This window comes from Curtobacterium sp. KBS0715 (assembly GCF_005938005.2).
Taxonomy (GTDB): Bacteria; Actinomycetota; Actinomycetes; order Actinomycetales; family Microbacteriaceae; genus Curtobacterium; species Curtobacterium flaccumfaciens.
In genome coordinates, this window is sequence record NZ_VCCA02000001.1 from 483,759 (window position 1) to 499,484 (window position 15,726).

Below are 15,726 nucleotides of genomic sequence, written 5' to 3' on the forward strand. Positions count from 1 at the left end.
TCCCTTGCGTGAATGTGACGCCCATGATGCCGAATCGATCATGAATGCACAATAGGCGCTCACAGATCGCTCACGCATCCGTGCAGGGGAGGGTTTTACACGATCGAAACGTCCGGACCGTTCCGGGGTGGCCGCAGGGGCGCTCAGTCGGCGACGACGAGCTCCACGCCGGCGCTGGCCAGGTCGGCGGCGAACGAGGCCGGCACCGGCTGGTCGGTGACCAGGACGTCGATGCGGTCGAGCGGGCAGATCCGGGCGAAGGTCGACCGTTCGATCTTGGTCGAGTCGGCGACCACGACGACCCGTCGCCCGACGGAGGCGAAGTGGCGGCTGACCTCGGCCTCGCCCTCGTGCATGGTCGTCGCGCCGTACTGGCCGGTGAGCCCGTCGACGCCGAGCACCACGAGGTCGAGGGCGAACTCGTCGAGGGTGTCCCGGACGAGCGGCCCGACGAGCTCGTAGGACTGCCGCCGCGCCACACCACCGGTGACCACGATCTTCACGTTGGACCGTACGGACAGCTCGTACCCGACGTTCAGGGCGTTCGTCACGATCGTGATGCCGAACTCGCCGTCGGCGCGGATGAACCGTTCGCTCTTGCCGAGCTCACGCGCGACCTCGGTCGTGGTCGTCCCGCCGTTGAGCCCGACGGTCTCCCCCGGCTGCACCAACCGGGCGGCCGCGCGGGCGATCGCCGTCTTCGCCTCGGCCTGCCGGGCGATCTTGTACTGCAGCGGGAGCTCGTACCCGGCCCCGAGTGCTGCCGCTCCCCCGTGCGTGCGCGTGACGAGCCGCTGGTCGGCGAGGGTCGCGAGGTCGCGGCGAGCCGTCGCGGCGGAGATCCCGAGCAGCTCACCGATCTCGGCGATCGACACGTTGCCGCGTTCGCTCACCAGTTCGAGCAGGGCGTTCAGCCGCTGTTGGGGGGTCATGACGGTCATCCTACGGCGTCACCACCGACGCCCGGTGATCGGAAATGACGTTTTCCCCTTCCCTTGCGCACGATCGCTCGCTACGCTTCCTGATCATCGATCACCCGGATCGACCCGGACCCGGAAGGCTCCCATGACCGACACCTTCGTGAGCGCTGAACTGGCCTCGCAGCCGGAGACCTGGCGTGCAGCCGCCGCGCTCCTGCCGACCTTCGCCGACGCGCTCCCCCAGCGGGGCGAACGCGTGGCCGTGATCGGCTGCGGCACGAGCTGGTTCATCGCCATGAGCTACGCCGTGGCCCGTGAGCAGGCGGGCCTCGGCGTGACCGATGCCTTCGCCGGGTCCGAGTACCCCGCGTCCCGCGAGTACGACCGCGTGCTCATGATCAGCCGCTCGGGCACGACGACCGAGATCGTCGACCTGCTGCAGGCCCTGCCGTCGCAGCGCACCGTCCTGATCACGGCCGTCGCCGACAGCCCCGCCGCGGCCGTCGCCGACCAGGTGGTCGCCCTGCCGTTCGCCGACGAGCGCTCGGTCGTCCAGACCCGCTTCGCCACCACGACGCTCGCACTGCTGCGGGCGTCCATCGGTGACGACGTCGACGCGCTCGCAACCCAGGCCGAGACCGCACTGACGGTGCCCATCGACGACCTGCTCGACGCCGAGCAGGTCTCGTTCGTCGGTCGTGGGTCCGCCGTCGGCCTGACGTTCGAAGCCGCGCTCAAGACGCGTGAGGCCGCGCAGTTCTGGGCCGAGTCCTACCCGGCGATGGACTACCGGCACGGTCCCATCGCGATCGCCCAGCCCGGACGGCTCGTCTGGTCGCTCGGTACTGCGCCCGACGGCCTGGCCGACGAGGTCGCCGCCACCGGTGCCCGCTTCGTCCAGCACGACCTCGACCCGATCGCCGGACTCGTCGTCGTGCACCGGTTCGCCGTCGCCCTGGCCGAGGGACGCGGGCTCGACCCGGACAACCCCCGGTCGCTCACCCGGTCGGTCATCCTCACCTGATGGGCGGCGCAGGCGCGGTGCTCGGGGTCGACGTCGGCGGCACGGGCATCAAGACCCGGCTGACGACCGCCGACGGACTCGTCCTCGACGAGACCCGGGTACCGACGCCGCGCGACGACCCGGGCGCCGAGCGCCTCGCCGCCGTCGTCGCCGGACTGGCCGCACAGGCCACGCGACGGGCGCAGCTCGGAGCCATCGGGGTGGTGACCCCCGGCGTCGTCGACGAGACCCGCGGCACCGTGGACCTGTCCGTCAACCTCGGGTGGCGCGACGTCCCGGTGCGTGACCTCGTCCGCGCCGAGCTCCTGCGGCAGGGGATCGACGTACCGATCGCCTTCGGCCACGACGTCCGCGCCGGCGCCCTGGCCGAGGTCCGGGCCGGCGACCCGGCGCTCTCGCGGGGGTCGGTCTCGTTCGTGCCGGTCGGCACCGGCCTCGCGAGCGCCCTGGTGGTCGACGGCGCCGTCGTGTCCGGCGGTGGCTGGGCGGGGGAGATCGGACAGGTCCGGATCCAGGCCGGCCCGCACACAGGCCACCGCGTCGAGGAGATCGCGTCCGCCGGGGGAGTCGCACGTCGTTCCGGCGTGCCGTCCGCTCACGCCGCCATGCTCCTGGTCCGCCAGGGCGACCCCGCAGCCCGTGCGGTCTGGGACGACTGCGTCGCGGTCCTGGCCGACGCACTCGCCTGGACCACCGCGGTCGCCGGGGTCCACACGATCATCGTCGGCGGGGGACTCGCCGAGTCGGGCCCGCTGCTGCTCGACCCGCTGCGCGACGCCGTCACGGAGCGTCTGCAGGGCGTCCGTGTCCCCGTCATCGTGCCCGCCCGGCACGGCGACGCAGCCGGCGCCATCGGAGCGGGGCTCCTCGCACGCACGCTGCTCGAGACCGAGACCGGGGTCCTGCTGTGACCACCCTCGTCCGGGCCCATCGCATCGTCACGGCCCAGGCAGACCTGCACGACGGCTGGCTCGTCATCGGTGACGACGACACCGTTCTGGCGACCGGCACCGGATCCCCGATGCGCACGGACACCGCCGTCACCGTCGACGGTGTGGTCGTGCCCGGGTTCGTCGACCTGCACGCCCACGGGGCGCTCGGGCACGACTTCGCCGGGTGCTCCGCCGAGGATGCCCGTGTCGCCGCCGGGCACCACCGGTCGCGGGGCACGACCACCCTGGTCGGGTCCATCGCCACGGGTGAGCGCGCGGACACCGTGGCGGCCCTCACCCGGCTCCGGCCGCTCGTCGCGGACGGCACGCTCGCCGGGCTGCACCTGGAGGGGCCGTGGCTCGCGCCCGCCCGTCGCGGGGCGCACCGCGTGGACCTGCTGCACGCTCCGGACCCCGCCGAGGTCGACGCCTACTGCGACGCCGCGGGTGGCGCCCTGCGGATCGTCACGCTCGCGCCGGAGCTCCCGGGTGCACTCGAGGCCGTCACCCGTTTCGTCGAAGCCGGGGTCGTCGTCGCCATCGGCCACACCGACGCCACCGCCGAGCAGACCCGCCGCGCGGTCGACGCCGGAGCCTCGCTCGTCACCCACCTGTTCAACGGGATGCCCCCGCTGCACCACCGTGCGCCCGGGCCGGTCGGGGTCGCGCTCTCCGACGACCGCGTGCTGCTCGAGTGCATCGTCGACGGCCACCACCTCGATCCCGTGACGGTCACCCTCGTGCAGCGCAGTGCTCCGGGCCGGATGGTCCTGGTCTCCGACGCCATGGCTGCGACCGGCTGCCCCGACGGCTCGTACACGGTGGCCGGATCGGCCGTGACCGTCCGCGACGGGCTCGCCGTGCTCGCCGACGGTTCGTCGCTGGCGGGCAGCACGATCACGGTCGCCGACGCCGTCCGCCGCCTGCTCGACGCCGGGACCGACCTGCCCGAGGTCGTCGCGGCGTCCGCGGGGCGTGCGGCACACCTGCTCGGGGCGCCGGCACCGCTCAGCGTGGGCGCGCCCGCCGACCTGGTCGTGCTCGATCCGGAGCGCGGCAGCGTCCGAGCCCTGCCGACGGCGGTGGTCGCATGATCCTCGTCGTCACCCCGAACCCGGCCGTCGACGTGACCTACCGGGTCGCCGAACAGCGCATCGGCGAGACCCAGCGCGTGCTCGAGGTCCAGCGGTGCCCCGGCGGCAAGGGCCTGAACGTCGGGCGGGTCCTCGCCGCCACCGGCGTGCCGACCCACGCCGTGCTGCCCCTCGGCGGCGACGGCGGACGCTGGATCGCCCACGCCCTCGACGACCTCGGGCTCGTCCACACCGACGTCGCTGTCCGTGGCGAGACCCGCACGACCGTGACGGTGGTGGACGACCTCGCCCACCCGACGATGTTCGGCGAGCCCGGACCCGTACTCAGCCCCGACGAGTGGGACATGGTCACCGCCGCGGTCGAGACACTGCTCGACGACGATGTCGGCGGTACCGGCGGTGCCGGCGGTGCCGGCGGTACCCCGCCCGCAGCCGCCCTGGTCGTGTCGGGCTCGCTGCCCCGCGACTCCGATCCCGCGGTCGTCGCCCGCTGGGTCACCGCCGCTCGCCACCGCGGTGTGCTCTCGGTGGTCGACTGCTCGGGCACCGCGCTGCTGGCTGCCGCCTCGGCCGGGGCGACGGTCTGCAAGCCCAACCGCGAGGAACTGCTCGAGGCCACGGGCACCGACGACGAGCGCTCCGGGGCACTCCGGCTCCTCGGACTCGGTGCGACGGTCGTCGTCGTGTCCCGCGGATCCGACGGCATCGCCGCCCACACCACCGAGCACGTGCTCGAGGTGCCGGCGGTCCCCGGAGTCTCGGGCAACCCGACCGGCGCCGGTGACGCCGCCACCGCCGGGCTCGTCGGTGTCCTCGTCGAGGTGCTCGTCGGTGCCGGTCTCCCCTCGTCCGACGGCAGCGTCCGGGCCCTCGACGACGCCACCCTGCTCCGAGCCCTGCGGTCCGCCGCCGCACACGGGGCCGCGGCCGTCCTCCAGCCGGTGGCCGGCGCGGTCGACGCGGCAGACGTCCACCGCTTCCTGGCCACACCGCCCGATCCCGCCCACGACCGAACGAGGACCCCCGCATGATCACCGACCTCGCCCTCACCGGCCTGCTCGACACCGCCCGCACGGCACGCCGCGGGGTCGGTGCGTTCAACGTGGTGCTGCTCGAGCACGCCGAGGCGATCGTCTCCGGCGCCGAGCTGGCCGGTCTGCCGGTGATCCTGCAGATCAGCGAGAACTGCGTCCGCTACCACGGCGGCCTCGCACCGATCACGACCGCGACGCAGGCGGTCGCACGTGCCGCCGACGTCGAGGTCCTCGTGCACCTCGACCACATCGAGGACCCCGAGCTGGTGGCGGCCGGCGTCGACCTGGGCGTCGACTCGGTCATGTACGACGGTTCGCACCTGGACTTCGCCGCCAACGTGGCAGCGACCTGCGAGCTCGCCGCGCGGTGTCACGCCGCGGGTGTCGCGATCGAGGCCGAGCTCGGCGAGGTCGGCGGCAAGGACGGCGTGCACGCGCCCGGCGTCCGCACCGATCCGACCGACGCCGCCGCGTTCGTGGCGGACACCGGGGTCGATGCCCTGGCGGTCGCGGTGGGGACCTCGCACGCGATGCAGACCCGCGAGGCCTCGGTGGACCGCGACCTGGTCGAGCGCCTCCGTGCCGCGGTGCCGGTGCCGCTCGTGCTGCACGGGTCGTCGGGCCTGTCCGACGACGAACTCCGCGGCGCCGTGCACGCGGGGATGACGAAGATCAACATCTCGACGCACCTGAACGGCCTGTTCACCCGTGCGCTCCGCACCGTGCTCGACGAGCGGCCGGACGTCGTCGACCCGCGCAAGTACGTGTCGGCGGGCCGGGACGCCATCGCCACCGAGACGGCGCGACTGCTGACGCTCCTGCACGCCTGACGCGCGAGCGGACGCTCAGCAGAGCGGGACGTTCACCGCGAGCCCGCCCATCGCCGTCTCCTTGTACTTCGACGACATGTCCGCCCCGGTCTGCCGCATCGTCTCGACGACCTGGTCGAGCGACACGTGGTGCACCCCGTCGCCCCGCAGGGCCATCCGGGCGGCGTTGATCGCCTTGTTCGCCGCGATCGCGTTCCGCTCGATGCACGGGATCTGCACCAGACCGCCGATCGGGTCGCAGGTCAGCCCGAGGTTGTGCTCCATCGCGATCTCGGCGGCGTTCTCGACCTGCTCCGGCGTGCCCCCGAGGACCTCGGCGAGCCCCGCAGCCGCCATCGACGCCGCGGATCCGACCTCGCCCTGGCAGCCGACCTCGGCGCCGGAGATCGACGCCCGTTCCTTGTAGATCGACCCGATCGCCCCGGCGGTGAGCAGGAACCGCACGACGGCGTCGTCCCGTTCGGCGGCGGGGGCGTCGGCGACCGCGGGCACGTAGGTGAGCGCGTAGTACAGGACCGCGGGGATGATGCCGGCTGCGCCGTTCGTCGGGGCGGTGACGACGCGGCCTCCGGTGGCGTTCTCCTCGTTGACCGCCATGGCGACGAGGTTCACCCACTCCATCGCGAAGAGCGGATCGTGTTCGGGGTCCTCGCGGGTGAGCTGCTCGTGCCAGGTGGCCGCGCGACGGCGGACGTCGAGCCCACCGGGCAGGCACCCGCCCCTGCGGACGGAACGGTCGACGCACGACTCCATCACGCCGTGGATGCCCAGCAGTCCGGACCGGATCTCGGCGTCCGTCCGGGTGACGGCCTCGTTCGCCAGGGCGACGCCGCTGATCGGCAGGCCTGAACCGGCACACGCGGCGAGCAGCTCGGCGCCGCTCGAGAACGGGTGGGGCACGGCGTCGTCGACCGGGATCGCGGCACCGGCGACGGCAGCCGAGGCGTCCGCCACGGGCTCGGCTGCCTCGTCCCGCGCGATGAACCCGCCACCGATCGAGTAGTAGGTCTCGTCGGCCAGATCGGTCCCGTCGGCGTCACGGGCACGCAGCCGCATGGCGTTCGGGTGCCGGGGCAGCATCGTCAGGGGGTGCAGGACGATGTCGGCGAGGCGGAACGGCACGCTCGCACCGCCGTCGAGCCGCAGGACACCGTCGCGTTCCACGGCGTCGAGCGCGAGGACCATGGCATCGGGGTCGACGGTCTCCGGGTGTGACCCCATGAGCCCGGCGACGACGGCACCGAGGGTGCCGTGACCCTGCCCGGTCGACGCGAGGGACCCGTACAGGTCGACCACCACGGACGTGACGGGCAGGCCACGGACGAGGGTGGCGAACTCGGCACCGGCCCGCATCGGGCCGACGGTGTGCGAGCTCGAGGGGCCGACACCGACGCTGAACAGATCGAAGACGGAGACCGGCACGCCGCCACACTAACCCGTCCGGACGGACCGGTGCTCAGCGCCGCCGACCACCCTCGGGCGGCATCACGAACCACAGCACGACGTACGCGATCCACAGCGGCCCGGGGAAGAAGCTCAGGATGACCCAGACCACCCGGACCAGGGTGCGGGACAGGTTGAAGCGGTCGGCGAGACCGGCGCAGACGCCGGCCAGCAGACGACCGTTGCGGGGACGGGAGAGTGTGCTCATGTCGACGACGCTACGCAACGCCGCCGGTCGAGCGCATCCGGGACGCACCCCGAGCGTGGTGGGGGAAACCCCCGGACCGGCCCTGAGCGGCCCTGGGATCAGGGGATGAGGACGATCTTGCCGCGGGTGTGACCCTGCTCGAGCTCCTCGAAGGCGTCCTGCACGCGCTCGAGCGGGTAGGTCGCGGCGACGGGCACCTCGATCGCGCCGTTCGCGACCTCGAGGGCGAGCGCCCCGAGGATCTCCGGGTCGGCGGTGTCCGCGCTGCCCGAGGCCTTCGCCCCGACCTCGGCGGCCTCGTCGAACGCGATGATCGTCTCGATGCGGTCGACCGGCACCCCGAGGGCGATGCCGAGCCGGACGTACTCGGCGCCGTGGGTGTCGATCACGGCGTCGACGCCGTTCGTCGCGAGTTCGGTGATGCGCTCCTGCAGTCCGTCGCCGTACGCGACCGGCCGTGCGCGCTTGGAACGGAGCCACTCGTGGTTCGCCTCGGACGCGACGGCGATGACGTCGATGCCCTCGTTCGCGAGCAGCTGGGTCACGAAGCCGCCGACCCCGCCCGCGGCGCCGGACACCACGACGGTCTCGCCCGGCCGCGGATCGACCGCACGGACGGCTGCGGCCGCGGTGGTCGCGATGACGTCGAGGCCACCCGCCACGGTCCAGTCGAGCAGGCGTGGCTTCTGGACGACCTGGACGGCCGGCACGGAGACGTACTCGGCCTGGCTCGCGCGGTCCCACGACCAGCCGATGACCTCTTCGCCCTCGTCGACGCCGTCGACCTCGGCCCCGACGGCCACCACGATGCCGGCGAAGTCGGTGCCCTGCCCGGACGGTAGGTCACCACCGAACGCGCCCTGGCGGATGGCGGACTCACCGGGGTTGATGCCCGCGGCGCGGACGCGGACGAGCACCCGCCCGGGCGTCACCTCGGGAACGGGCACCTCGGCGACGTGCAGGACCGATCGGTCACCCCACTCGTCGAAGCGGACGGCGCGCATGGTCTCCGGGATCTCAGTCATCGTCACCGACGCTACCCCGGCGCGCGGCACCCGGTCTGTGTGGACCGCTCCATCCCTGCGAGGACGCGAAAGGGAGAGGGTGCGAGACTGGGGGCATGCCCATCCTGAACAAGGACATGCAGGTCTGCATGTCGCTGGCCGCGCGACCGAGCAACATCGGCACCCGGTTCCACAACTTCCTGTACGACGAGCTCGGCCTCAACTTCCTGTACAAGGCGTTCACCACGACGGACCTGCCCGGCGCCGTCGCCGGCATCCGTGCGCTCGGGATCCGCGGGTGCTCGGTGTCGATGCCCTTCAAGGAGGCGATCATCCCGCTGGTCGACCACATCGAGGACTCCGCCGCCGCGATCCAGTCGGTCAACACGGTCGTGAACGACGACGGCGTGCTCACCGCATCGAACACCGACTACGAGGCGATCGCCGCCCTGCTCGGGTCCCACGAGGTCGACCCAGCTTCGCGCGTGCTGCTCCGCGGCTCGGGCGGCATGGCCAAGGCCGTCACGGCGGCGTTCCGCGGCGCCGGCTTCGACCGGTTGACGGTCGTCGCCCGCAACGAGCAGACCGGCCCGGCCCTCGCATCGCAGTACGGGTACGACTGGGTGGCCGACGAGCACGAGGCGGGGGAGACCGACCTGGTCGTCAACGTCACCCCGCTCGGCATGCGCGGCGACCAGCAGGACGCACTCGCCTTCGCGCCGGAACGGATCGAGGCGGCGCACACCGTCTTCGACGTGGTCGCGTTCCCGTCGGAGACCCCGCTCGTGTGTGCTGGGCGGGATGCCGGCAAGCACGTCATCACCGGTGCCGAGGTCATCGCTCTGCAGGCGGCGCGCCAGTTCGAGCGGTACACGGGCGTCGCCCTGACCGACGACCAGGTGGCGCGCGCCAGCGAGTTCTCGCGCGCCGAGTAGTCGACGCACCCACAGGGCGGACGGGAGGTGGGCCCCACCCGCCGGTTCCGGCGTGACGCGCCAGCGGCACGACGGCCGTGACGGGAGGGACGTGGCGGCGCCGCCACGGGCCTCCCGTCCGTCTCGGGGGACGTCTCAGGCGTTCGCCGCGCGCCCGACGGCCACCCACTCGAGGCGGCGGAGCGTCTCGCGGTTGCGGATCCAGATGAGCGGCTGCATGAGGAAGTCGGGCACGTACGAACCCGGCCCGGCCACCGCGTTCTCGGTGATCGTGACCTTGCTGCCGTGCCGGTGCGGTTCGACCGTCAGTTCGACGCGGGCCTCGCCGATGGGCCAGCCCTTCGGCTGGATGACCATGCGGTGCGGCGGCTCCCACACCAGCGACGTCGTGACGTCGTTGATGACGATCGGCCACGCGCCGAACGAGTGGTGCAGGTGGGTACCGACCTGCGGCCAGCCGGACTCCTCCTGGCGCATGCGCGAGGCCCCGACCACCCAGGTCGTGTAGAGCCACCCGTCGCCGAGCACGTCGAAGACGGCTTCGGGACGGCAGTGCAGGATGCGGGCGTTCTTCGCCATGGTGATCAGCCTTCCGGGGTGAGGTCGACGTCCTCCGGCAGGCCGAAGGTGTGCCGGAGTGCGCTCTTCGCCGCGTGCCACCCGGCCATGCCGTGCACGCCGGGGCCGGGCGCGGAGGACTCGGAACACAGGTACATGCCACCGCCCATCCGCCACGGGTCGCTGGACAGGACGGGGCGCTTGACGAGCTGCCAGAAGCTCGCGGCACCGGCGGCGATGTCGCCACCGACGTAGTTCGGGTTGTACTCGCCCATCTGCACGGCGGTGCGGGAGCTCGACGACAGGATCGTGTCGCGGAACCCCGGCGCGAACCGCTCGATCTGGCGGGTAACCGCCTCGGTCGGGTCGACGTCCGACCCCGCGGGGACGTGCGCGTAGGCCCAGAAGACGTGCTTGCCGGCCGGGGCCCGGGTCGGGTCCACCACGGTCGGCTCCGCCCCGAGCACGTACGGGCGCTCGGCGTGCTGCCCGTGCGCCACCGCCCGTTCCGCCGCCGCGATCTCCTGGCGGGTACCGCCGATGTGGACGGTCCCGGCCTTCCGCAGCGACTCGTTGGTCCACGGCACCGGGTCGGACAGCGCGAAGTCGACCTTCGCCGCCGCGTTGCCGAACCGGAAGCGACGCAGCGCACCGCGCTTCGGGGTCGGGATCTGCTTGCCCGCGATCCGGAGCATGCCCGGCACGCTCGTGTCGAACAGCACCGCCTTCGCCGGGGTGAGGTCACCGAGCGACCGGACCTCCTGCCCGGTGACGATGCGGCCGCCGTGCGCGACGAGGTCGGCGGCGAGCGCGTCGACGATCGCCTGGCTGCCGCCGATCGGCACCGGCCAGCCGCGGGCGTGCGCGTACGAGCCGAGCGACAGTGCCGCCGCCGCGGTGGACAGGGACGGCAGGTGCTGGATCGAGTGCGCGGCGACGCCGGACACCATCGCCGGAGCAGCGTCGCCGCGGAAGCGCAGGTTCCACGCGGCGGTGCCCTGCTCGAGCGCCCGCAGGCCGAAGCGCAGGACGGTCAGGGGGTGGCGCGGCACGTGCAGCAGCGCGTCGGTCGCGAAGTCGGCGACCTGGTCGGCGTTCTCCGCCAGCGGGGCCATCAGCTGCTTGAAGGCCGGACCGTCCACCCCGAGCTCGGCGGCGGTGCGGTCGAGGTCCTGGTAGGCGATGCCGGCGCGGCCGCCGTCGAGCGGGTGACCGTACTGCACCTCGGGCAGGCGGAGTTCGATGCGCTCCTCCATCCGGAACAGCCGGAAGAACTCCGACTGCAGGGCCATCGGGTGCACGGCGGAGCAGACGTCGTGCAGGAAGCCGGGCAGGGTGAGCTCGGCCGTGCGGGCGCCGCCGCCGATCGTGTCGTTCCGTTCGACGACCTCGACCGACAACCCGGCGCGTGCGAGCGTCACCGCTGCCGCGAGCCCGTTCGGTCCCGCTCCGACGACCACCGCATCAACCATGCACCGAGCCTAGGGACTCGTGACTGCGTGTGGTGTCGGTCAGATGCGCGAGGTGTCGGGATCAGCGGGGTCCGACTCGTCCTGGTCACCGTCGGCGTCGTCCGGCTCGTCGGCGTCGACCGGGGTCGATCCGACGGGGTGCTCGGCGAGCAACTCGGCGAAGTCCTCGTCGAGCATCTGCTGCAGCCGGTCGTCGCGGCCGATCTCGTAGTCGTCCGCCGGGCGCTGCGCCCAACCGAGGCGTCCGACGACGGTGGTGCCGATGTCGTCCCAGGCGCGGGCCCGCGCGGCGAGCACGATGCCGTCGACGAAGTGCTGGTCGTCGCGCCGCTTGTCGAGCATGGTGGCGAGCTGCTCGTAGGTGGCCTCGCGCATCCGGAGCTTCAGGTCGTCGCCCCGCCGGTAGTCGTGCTGGTGGCGGGAACGGCCCTTCTGCTTGCTCGAGGTGGAGCGGATCTCCCGCATGCGTGCGGCGTCGCCCCGCTGTTCCTCGGCCATGCGGTGGAGTTCCTCGCGCGTGGCCTCGGCGATGAGCGCGTGGTCGAAGTACCCCTGGTCACGCAGGGCGTTCGTGATGATGCGGTTGGCCACCGCGATGGTGACGGCGGCCTTCGCGATGAGGAAACCCTCGTCGACCGCCCGCTTCAGTTCGACCTGGCTGATGGGTCGATCGCGCACGTCGGGGTTGCGTCGTCCGAACAAGGCCATGCTCCGACGATACCGGCGACCGGTGTCGGTCGGTCTGCACGACGGTCGCGCGGGCACCCGGTGCCGACGCGCCGCGCACAACCGAAGTGCCGTCGAACCGGCGGTCGGCGCGGTTCGGATGGGCTTTGGTTGTGCGGCGCTGCGGCACACCGGGAGCGCGGCCAGCGGCCAGCGGCCGTCGGCCGCGGCCGGCGGCCGCGGCCGGCGGCCTGCACGACGGCGACGGGCGTCAGAGCAGCAGGCCGTACACCGCGACGTCGACACGCTCGGGCCCGAGGGGCAGCGCGCCGCGCAGGGTGCCCTCGTGCGCGAAGCCGAGCCGCTCGGCGAGCCCCCGGCTCCGCGCGTTGTCGACCGCCGTCCGGATCTCCATCCGTGCGGACCCGCGCGCCCGGGCGACCCCGATCAGCACGGTGGCGGCCCGCCGGACGACACCACGGCCCTCCTGTCCGGCGTCCACCCAGTAGCCGAGCGATGCCTGGCCCAGGTACGGATCGAACGTCAGCGAGGCCACCCCGACGATGCGGTCATCCGCCCGGATGACGCAGGGCAGCGCGCGGTCCATCGCGAACTGACCGAGCAGTCGCTCGGTGTGCAGGGCGATGGCCTCGCGGGTCTGGGGGTCCCAGGCCCAGGGCTCGGCGGCCCGCAGACGATCGGTGTTGGCGTGCACGAGTGCGAGCACCGGGTCGACCGTCGTCAGGTCGCGCAGCGTCAGCGTGTAGCCGTCACCGAGGTCGCGTCCGAACGTCGTCACCGTCCAGACACTAGGCACCCCTGCCTGTCACTCGTACCGGAGCGCCTCGATCGGGTTCTGCCGTGCCGCTCGTCGTGCCGGCAGGGTGCCCGCCAGGAACGCGATGAACATCACGACGAGGATGATCGTCGCGACGGAGCCCGGCGCGAACTGCATGATCTGCAGCCCCGGCAGGTCCTTGAGGAGCGTGCCGGCCAGGACGTTCGAGATCCCGGTGCCGAGCAGGATCGCGACCCCGGCGCCGATGGCACTGCCGAGGAACCCGATGAACACCGCCTCGAGCGAGAACAGCGTGTAGACCTTGCCGCCACCCATGCCCATCGCCTTCATCAGGCCGATCTCGCGGGTGCGCTCCTGCACGCTCATGAGCAGGGTGTTGATGATGCCGAAGCCGGCAGCGACGAGCGCGATCACGGCGAAGGCGTTCAGGACCCCGACGATGCCGCTGATCACGGTCTGGAACTGACCGAGCTGGTCCTGGATGGTCTGACCGAGGAACCCGTCGTCGGCCAGGGACTTCTTGACCGTGGTGACGGAGGCGTCGGCGTCGAGCGTCGCGGTGGCGCTGGCGTAGGACGTCGCGATCGAGTCGGGCTTGCCGATCTCCTGCGCGGCCTGCATGGCGTCGGTCAACGCGGCGTTCGCCCCCGCACCGCTGCCGAACAGCGACTCGTTCTGCACCCCGACGACGGTGGCGGTGAGCGTGTGCGCCTTGCCCTGGTAGTCGTCGACGGCGAACGTGAGCTCCTTGCCGACGGCGGCCGACGCGCTGCCGAGGCCCATGTTCTTCAGGTAGTCGGTCGGCAGCATCACCTGGTTGGCGTCGGTCTCGTCGTCGAGCTGCTTGCCGCTCGCCAGGTCGGCGTCGAGCTCGCCGGCGTTGGCCGTGAGCGACACGACGTACTTGCCCTTGTCCCCGTACTCGGCGTACTTCGGTGCGAGGGCGACCGCGGGGCGGAGGCTCTTGATGCCGTCCGTCTTCTTGATCGCGTCGACGTCGGACTGCGACAGGTACGAGAACGACGCCGGGCCACGGTCGACGCTCTGGCCGGACTCGTCCGGGTCGTACTTCGCCGGGCCGCTGTCGGTCGAGGTGCTGTCGACCGCCTTCGTGATGGTCAGCGAACCGGTGTCGCCGATCGAGGAGACCTGGCTGTCGATGTAGTTGCTGACGCCCGTGCCGATCGCCGACGTGAGGGTGATCGTGAAGGCGCCGATGAAGATCGCGATGACGGTCAGGGTCGTGCGCAGCTTCGAGCGGAAGGTGTTCGAGACCGCGGTGCGCAGGAGGTCGAGGAAGTTCATGCGGAGTGCCTTCCGTGCGTGGCAGACGCGTCGACCACGTCATCGGGTCCACCGACGATCAGGCCGTCGCGGACGTTCACGCTGCGGTCGCAGCGCGCGGCGAGCTCTTCGTCGTGCGTGACCACGACGAGCGTGATCCCCCGCTCGCGCTGCAGCCCGAACAGCATGTCCTCGACCACCTGTCCGGTGTTCGTGTCGAGGTTGCCGGTCGGCTCGTCGGCGAAGATCACGCTCGGCTCGCCGACCAGCGCCCGGGCGATCACCACGCGCTGCTTCTGGCCGCCGGACAGGTCGTTGGCGTCGTTCTTCGCCTTGTCGGCCAGCCCGAGGGCATCGAGCGCCGCCATGCCCCGGCGCTTCCGCTCGGCTCCGGAGACACCGGCGATCTTGAGCGGGAGCACGACGTTGTCGAGCACCGAGGTCTTCGGCGTCAGGAAGAACTGCTGGAACACGAACCCGAAGGTGCTGTTCCGGGTTCGGTTGACCTGCCGCGCACCGAGCGTCGCCGCGTCGGTGCCGTCGAGCAGCACCTGTCCGGCCGACGGCTTGTCGAGCAGTGCGAGCAGGTGCATCAGCGTCGACTTGCCGGAGCCGGACTTGCCGACGATCGCCAGGCTCTCGCCCTGGTGCACCGCCAGCGACACCCCCTTGAGCGCGTCGAACCGCGTCGCGCCGCGGCCGTAGGTCCTGGCGAGGTCACGGGCCTCGAGCACGGGAGTGGTCATGGGTTCACCGTAGTGTCCGATGCACGACTGCAAGTTTGCGTTTGCTGTAGATCATGTGACGTTCCGGTTACAGTCGGGCCATGCCCGACTCCGCGACGCCGTCAGAACTCGGTCTCCGTGACCGGAAGCGCATCGAGACCCGCAACCGCATCGCCGAGGCGGCTCGGTCCCTGGCCCTCGAGCAGGGCGTCGACGGCACCACGATCGAGCAGATCGCCGCGCGGGCCGATGTCTCCCCGCGGACGTTCTTCAACTACTTCGAGAGCAAGGAGGACGCGGTCCTCGGGCACACCGAGCTCGACCTCGAACCCGCCACTCTCCAGGCGCACCTGGCGGCCGTCGCGGGGGAGCCTGCGGCGCAGGCCGTCGTCGACCTGGCGTTCCTGGTGTTCGGGTCGTCGTTCGGCGACGAGCACGAGCGGCTCGAGCGCAAGGCCGTCATCGTGCGGTTCCCGCAGCTGATGCGTCGGCAGGTCGCGCGGATGACCACGGTCGCCGAAGCGATGACCGGCGCCGTGCGCACGATCCTCGAGCGGGACCCGGCCTGGGGCCCGGAGGCTGCGACACCGCAGGCGGCGGAGATGCTCCTCGGCATGTGCATGACGGGCCTCCGCAGTGCCGCTCGGCACGAGGGTTCCGACCCGGAGCAGGTGCGGGCTGCGGTGGTCGCGTCGATCCGCGACACGGCGGCGCGCATCGCCGCGGCCTGAGACGCGACCACGAACGCAGGGGAGGCACGGTGCCAGCTGGCACCGTGCCTCCTGTCCGTGACGTGGA

Annotated in this window: 17 protein-coding genes; 7 read left to right on the top strand and 10 right to left on the bottom strand. The window is 72.2% G+C overall.

The features are described 5' to 3' along the window. Window positions 1–143 precede the first annotated feature (143 nt). Entirely contained in the window at window positions 144–932 is a 789-nt protein-coding gene (locus FFG40_RS02385; protein WP_185974063.1) for a DeoR/GlpR family DNA-binding transcription regulator, read from the bottom strand. Between the two features lie 133 nt (window positions 933–1,065). Between FFG40_RS02385 and FFG40_RS02390 the strand changes: the two genes are divergently transcribed. Genes FFG40_RS02390 through FFG40_RS02410 form a run of 5 tightly spaced genes read left to right on the top strand, consistent with a single transcriptional unit; the run spans window position 1,066 to window position 5,834 of the window. Next, window positions 1,066–1,944, top strand: coding sequence for an SIS domain-containing protein (locus tag FFG40_RS02390; RefSeq protein ID WP_138802114.1), 879 nt, complete (start codon window positions 1,066–1,068; stop codon window positions 1,942–1,944). After that, window positions 1,944–2,855 (top strand): ROK family protein, encoded by a 912-nt coding sequence (locus FFG40_RS02395; protein ID WP_138802115.1) that lies wholly within the window; start codon window positions 1,944–1,946, stop codon window positions 2,853–2,855. Before FFG40_RS02390 ends, FFG40_RS02395 begins: the two co-directional genes overlap by 1 nt. Next, on the top strand, window positions 2,852–3,970 hold the full coding sequence (gene nagA / locus FFG40_RS02400; RefSeq protein WP_138802116.1) for an N-acetylglucosamine-6-phosphate deacetylase: 1,119 nt from the start codon (window positions 2,852–2,854) through the stop codon (window positions 3,968–3,970). Before FFG40_RS02395 ends, nagA begins: the two co-directional genes overlap by 4 nt. Continuing rightward, a complete protein-coding gene (locus tag FFG40_RS02405; protein ID WP_138802117.1) occupies window positions 3,967–5,001 on the top strand; it encodes a 1-phosphofructokinase family hexose kinase in 1,035 nt (344 codons plus the stop codon). The genes nagA and FFG40_RS02405 overlap by 4 nt, the downstream gene beginning before the upstream one ends. Beyond that, window positions 4,998–5,834: a class II fructose-bisphosphate aldolase gene (locus FFG40_RS02410; RefSeq protein ID WP_185974064.1), complete on the top strand. Its 837-nt coding sequence runs from the start codon at window positions 4,998–5,000 to the stop codon at window positions 5,832–5,834. The genes FFG40_RS02405 and FFG40_RS02410 overlap by 4 nt, the downstream gene beginning before the upstream one ends. A gap of 15 nt (window positions 5,835–5,849) precedes the next feature. On the opposite strand, the gene FFG40_RS02415 is transcribed toward FFG40_RS02410, so the two are convergent. From FFG40_RS02415 to FFG40_RS02425, 3 genes are all read right to left on the bottom strand, one after another. Beyond that, a complete protein-coding gene (locus tag FFG40_RS02415; RefSeq protein WP_138802118.1) occupies window positions 5,850–7,256 on the bottom strand; it encodes an L-serine ammonia-lyase in 1,407 nt (468 codons plus the stop codon). 34 nt (window positions 7,257–7,290) lie between these two features. Further along, window positions 7,291–7,485, bottom strand: a complete 195-nt coding sequence (locus FFG40_RS02420; RefSeq protein WP_027466823.1) for a PspC domain-containing protein — start codon at window positions 7,483–7,485, stop codon at window positions 7,291–7,293. Between the two features lie 98 nt (window positions 7,486–7,583). Further along, entirely contained in the window at window positions 7,584–8,510 is a 927-nt protein-coding gene (locus FFG40_RS02425; RefSeq protein WP_260678770.1) for an NADP-dependent oxidoreductase, read from the bottom strand. Between the two features lie 95 nt (window positions 8,511–8,605). Here FFG40_RS02425 and FFG40_RS02430 point away from each other — a divergent pair, with 95 nt between their 5' ends. Beyond that, window positions 8,606–9,424: a shikimate 5-dehydrogenase gene (locus FFG40_RS02430; protein ID WP_138802119.1), complete on the top strand. Its 819-nt coding sequence runs from the start codon at window positions 8,606–8,608 to the stop codon at window positions 9,422–9,424. A gap of 135 nt (window positions 9,425–9,559) precedes the next feature. Here FFG40_RS02430 and FFG40_RS02435 read toward each other — a convergent pair whose 3' ends face one another. The 6 genes from FFG40_RS02435 to FFG40_RS02460 all read right to left on the bottom strand — a co-directional run bounded on the left by FFG40_RS02435 (window position 9,560) and on the right by FFG40_RS02460 (window position 14,949). Then, on the bottom strand, window positions 9,560–10,003 hold the full coding sequence (locus FFG40_RS02435; RefSeq protein WP_138802120.1) for an SRPBCC family protein: 444 nt from the start codon (window positions 10,001–10,003) through the stop codon (window positions 9,560–9,562). Between the two features lie 5 nt (window positions 10,004–10,008). Further along, window positions 10,009–11,454, bottom strand: a complete 1,446-nt coding sequence (locus tag FFG40_RS02440) for an NAD(P)/FAD-dependent oxidoreductase (RefSeq protein ID WP_138802121.1) — start codon at window positions 11,452–11,454, stop codon at window positions 10,009–10,011. 39 nt (window positions 11,455–11,493) lie between these two features. Beyond that, window positions 11,494–12,162, bottom strand: coding sequence for a hypothetical protein (locus FFG40_RS02445; RefSeq protein WP_138802122.1), 669 nt, complete (start codon window positions 12,160–12,162; stop codon window positions 11,494–11,496). Between the two features lie 229 nt (window positions 12,163–12,391). Then, on the bottom strand, window positions 12,392–12,919 hold the full coding sequence (locus FFG40_RS02450; RefSeq protein ID WP_071245631.1) for a GNAT family N-acetyltransferase: 528 nt from the start codon (window positions 12,917–12,919) through the stop codon (window positions 12,392–12,394). A gap of 27 nt (window positions 12,920–12,946) precedes the next feature. Continuing rightward, the gene (locus tag FFG40_RS02455; protein ID WP_138802123.1) at window positions 12,947–14,224 is read right to left on the bottom strand and encodes an ABC transporter permease; all 1,278 of its coding nucleotides are present in this window, start codon (window positions 14,222–14,224) and stop codon (window positions 12,947–12,949) included. Further along, window positions 14,221–14,949: an ABC transporter ATP-binding protein gene (locus FFG40_RS02460; RefSeq protein WP_051597014.1), complete on the bottom strand. Its 729-nt coding sequence runs from the start codon at window positions 14,947–14,949 to the stop codon at window positions 14,221–14,223. Before FFG40_RS02460 ends, FFG40_RS02455 begins: the two co-directional genes overlap by 4 nt. 80 nt (window positions 14,950–15,029) lie before the next feature. Here FFG40_RS02460 and FFG40_RS02465 point away from each other — a divergent pair, with 80 nt between their 5' ends. Continuing rightward, window positions 15,030–15,659 carry a TetR/AcrR family transcriptional regulator gene (locus FFG40_RS02465; RefSeq protein ID WP_111023379.1) on the top strand — a complete coding sequence of 210 codons (630 nt, stop codon included), beginning with the start codon at window positions 15,030–15,032 and terminating at the stop codon, window positions 15,657–15,659. Window positions 15,660–15,726: the final 67 nt, after the last annotated feature.

Coding starts and splice junctions, on each gene's coding strand:
- FFG40_RS02390 (WP_138802114.1), top strand. CDS start 1,066: ATGACCGACACCTTCGTGAGCGCTGAACTGGCCTCGCAGCCGGAGACC.
- FFG40_RS02465 (WP_111023379.1), top strand. CDS start 15,030: ATGCCCGACTCCGCGACGCCGTCAGAACTCGGTCTCCGTGACCGGAAG.
- FFG40_RS02395 (WP_138802115.1), top strand. CDS start 1,944: ATGGGCGGCGCAGGCGCGGTGCTCGGGGTCGACGTCGGCGGCACGGGC.
- FFG40_RS02425 (WP_260678770.1), bottom strand. CDS start 8,510: ATGACTGAGATCCCGGAGACCATGCGCGCCGTCCGCTTCGACGAGTGG.
- FFG40_RS02385 (WP_185974063.1), bottom strand. CDS start 932: ATGACCCCCCAACAGCGGCTGAACGCCCTGCTCGAACTGGTGAGCGAA.
- FFG40_RS02445 (WP_138802122.1), bottom strand. CDS start 12,162: ATGGCCTTGTTCGGACGACGCAACCCCGACGTGCGCGATCGACCCATC.
- FFG40_RS02440 (WP_138802121.1), bottom strand. CDS start 11,454: ATGGTTGATGCGGTGGTCGTCGGAGCGGGACCGAACGGGCTCGCGGCA.
- FFG40_RS02430 (WP_138802119.1), top strand. CDS start 8,606: ATGCCCATCCTGAACAAGGACATGCAGGTCTGCATGTCGCTGGCCGCG.
- FFG40_RS02455 (WP_138802123.1), bottom strand. CDS start 14,224: ATGAACTTCCTCGACCTCCTGCGCACCGCGGTCTCGAACACCTTCCGC.
- FFG40_RS02410 (WP_185974064.1), top strand. CDS start 4,998: ATGATCACCGACCTCGCCCTCACCGGCCTGCTCGACACCGCCCGCACG.
- FFG40_RS02420 (WP_027466823.1), bottom strand. CDS start 7,485: ATGAGCACACTCTCCCGTCCCCGCAACGGTCGTCTGCTGGCCGGCGTC.
- FFG40_RS02460 (WP_051597014.1), bottom strand. CDS start 14,949: ATGACCACTCCCGTGCTCGAGGCCCGTGACCTCGCCAGGACCTACGGC.
- FFG40_RS02435 (WP_138802120.1), bottom strand. CDS start 10,003: ATGGCGAAGAACGCCCGCATCCTGCACTGCCGTCCCGAAGCCGTCTTC.
- FFG40_RS02405 (WP_138802117.1), top strand. CDS start 3,967: ATGATCCTCGTCGTCACCCCGAACCCGGCCGTCGACGTGACCTACCGG.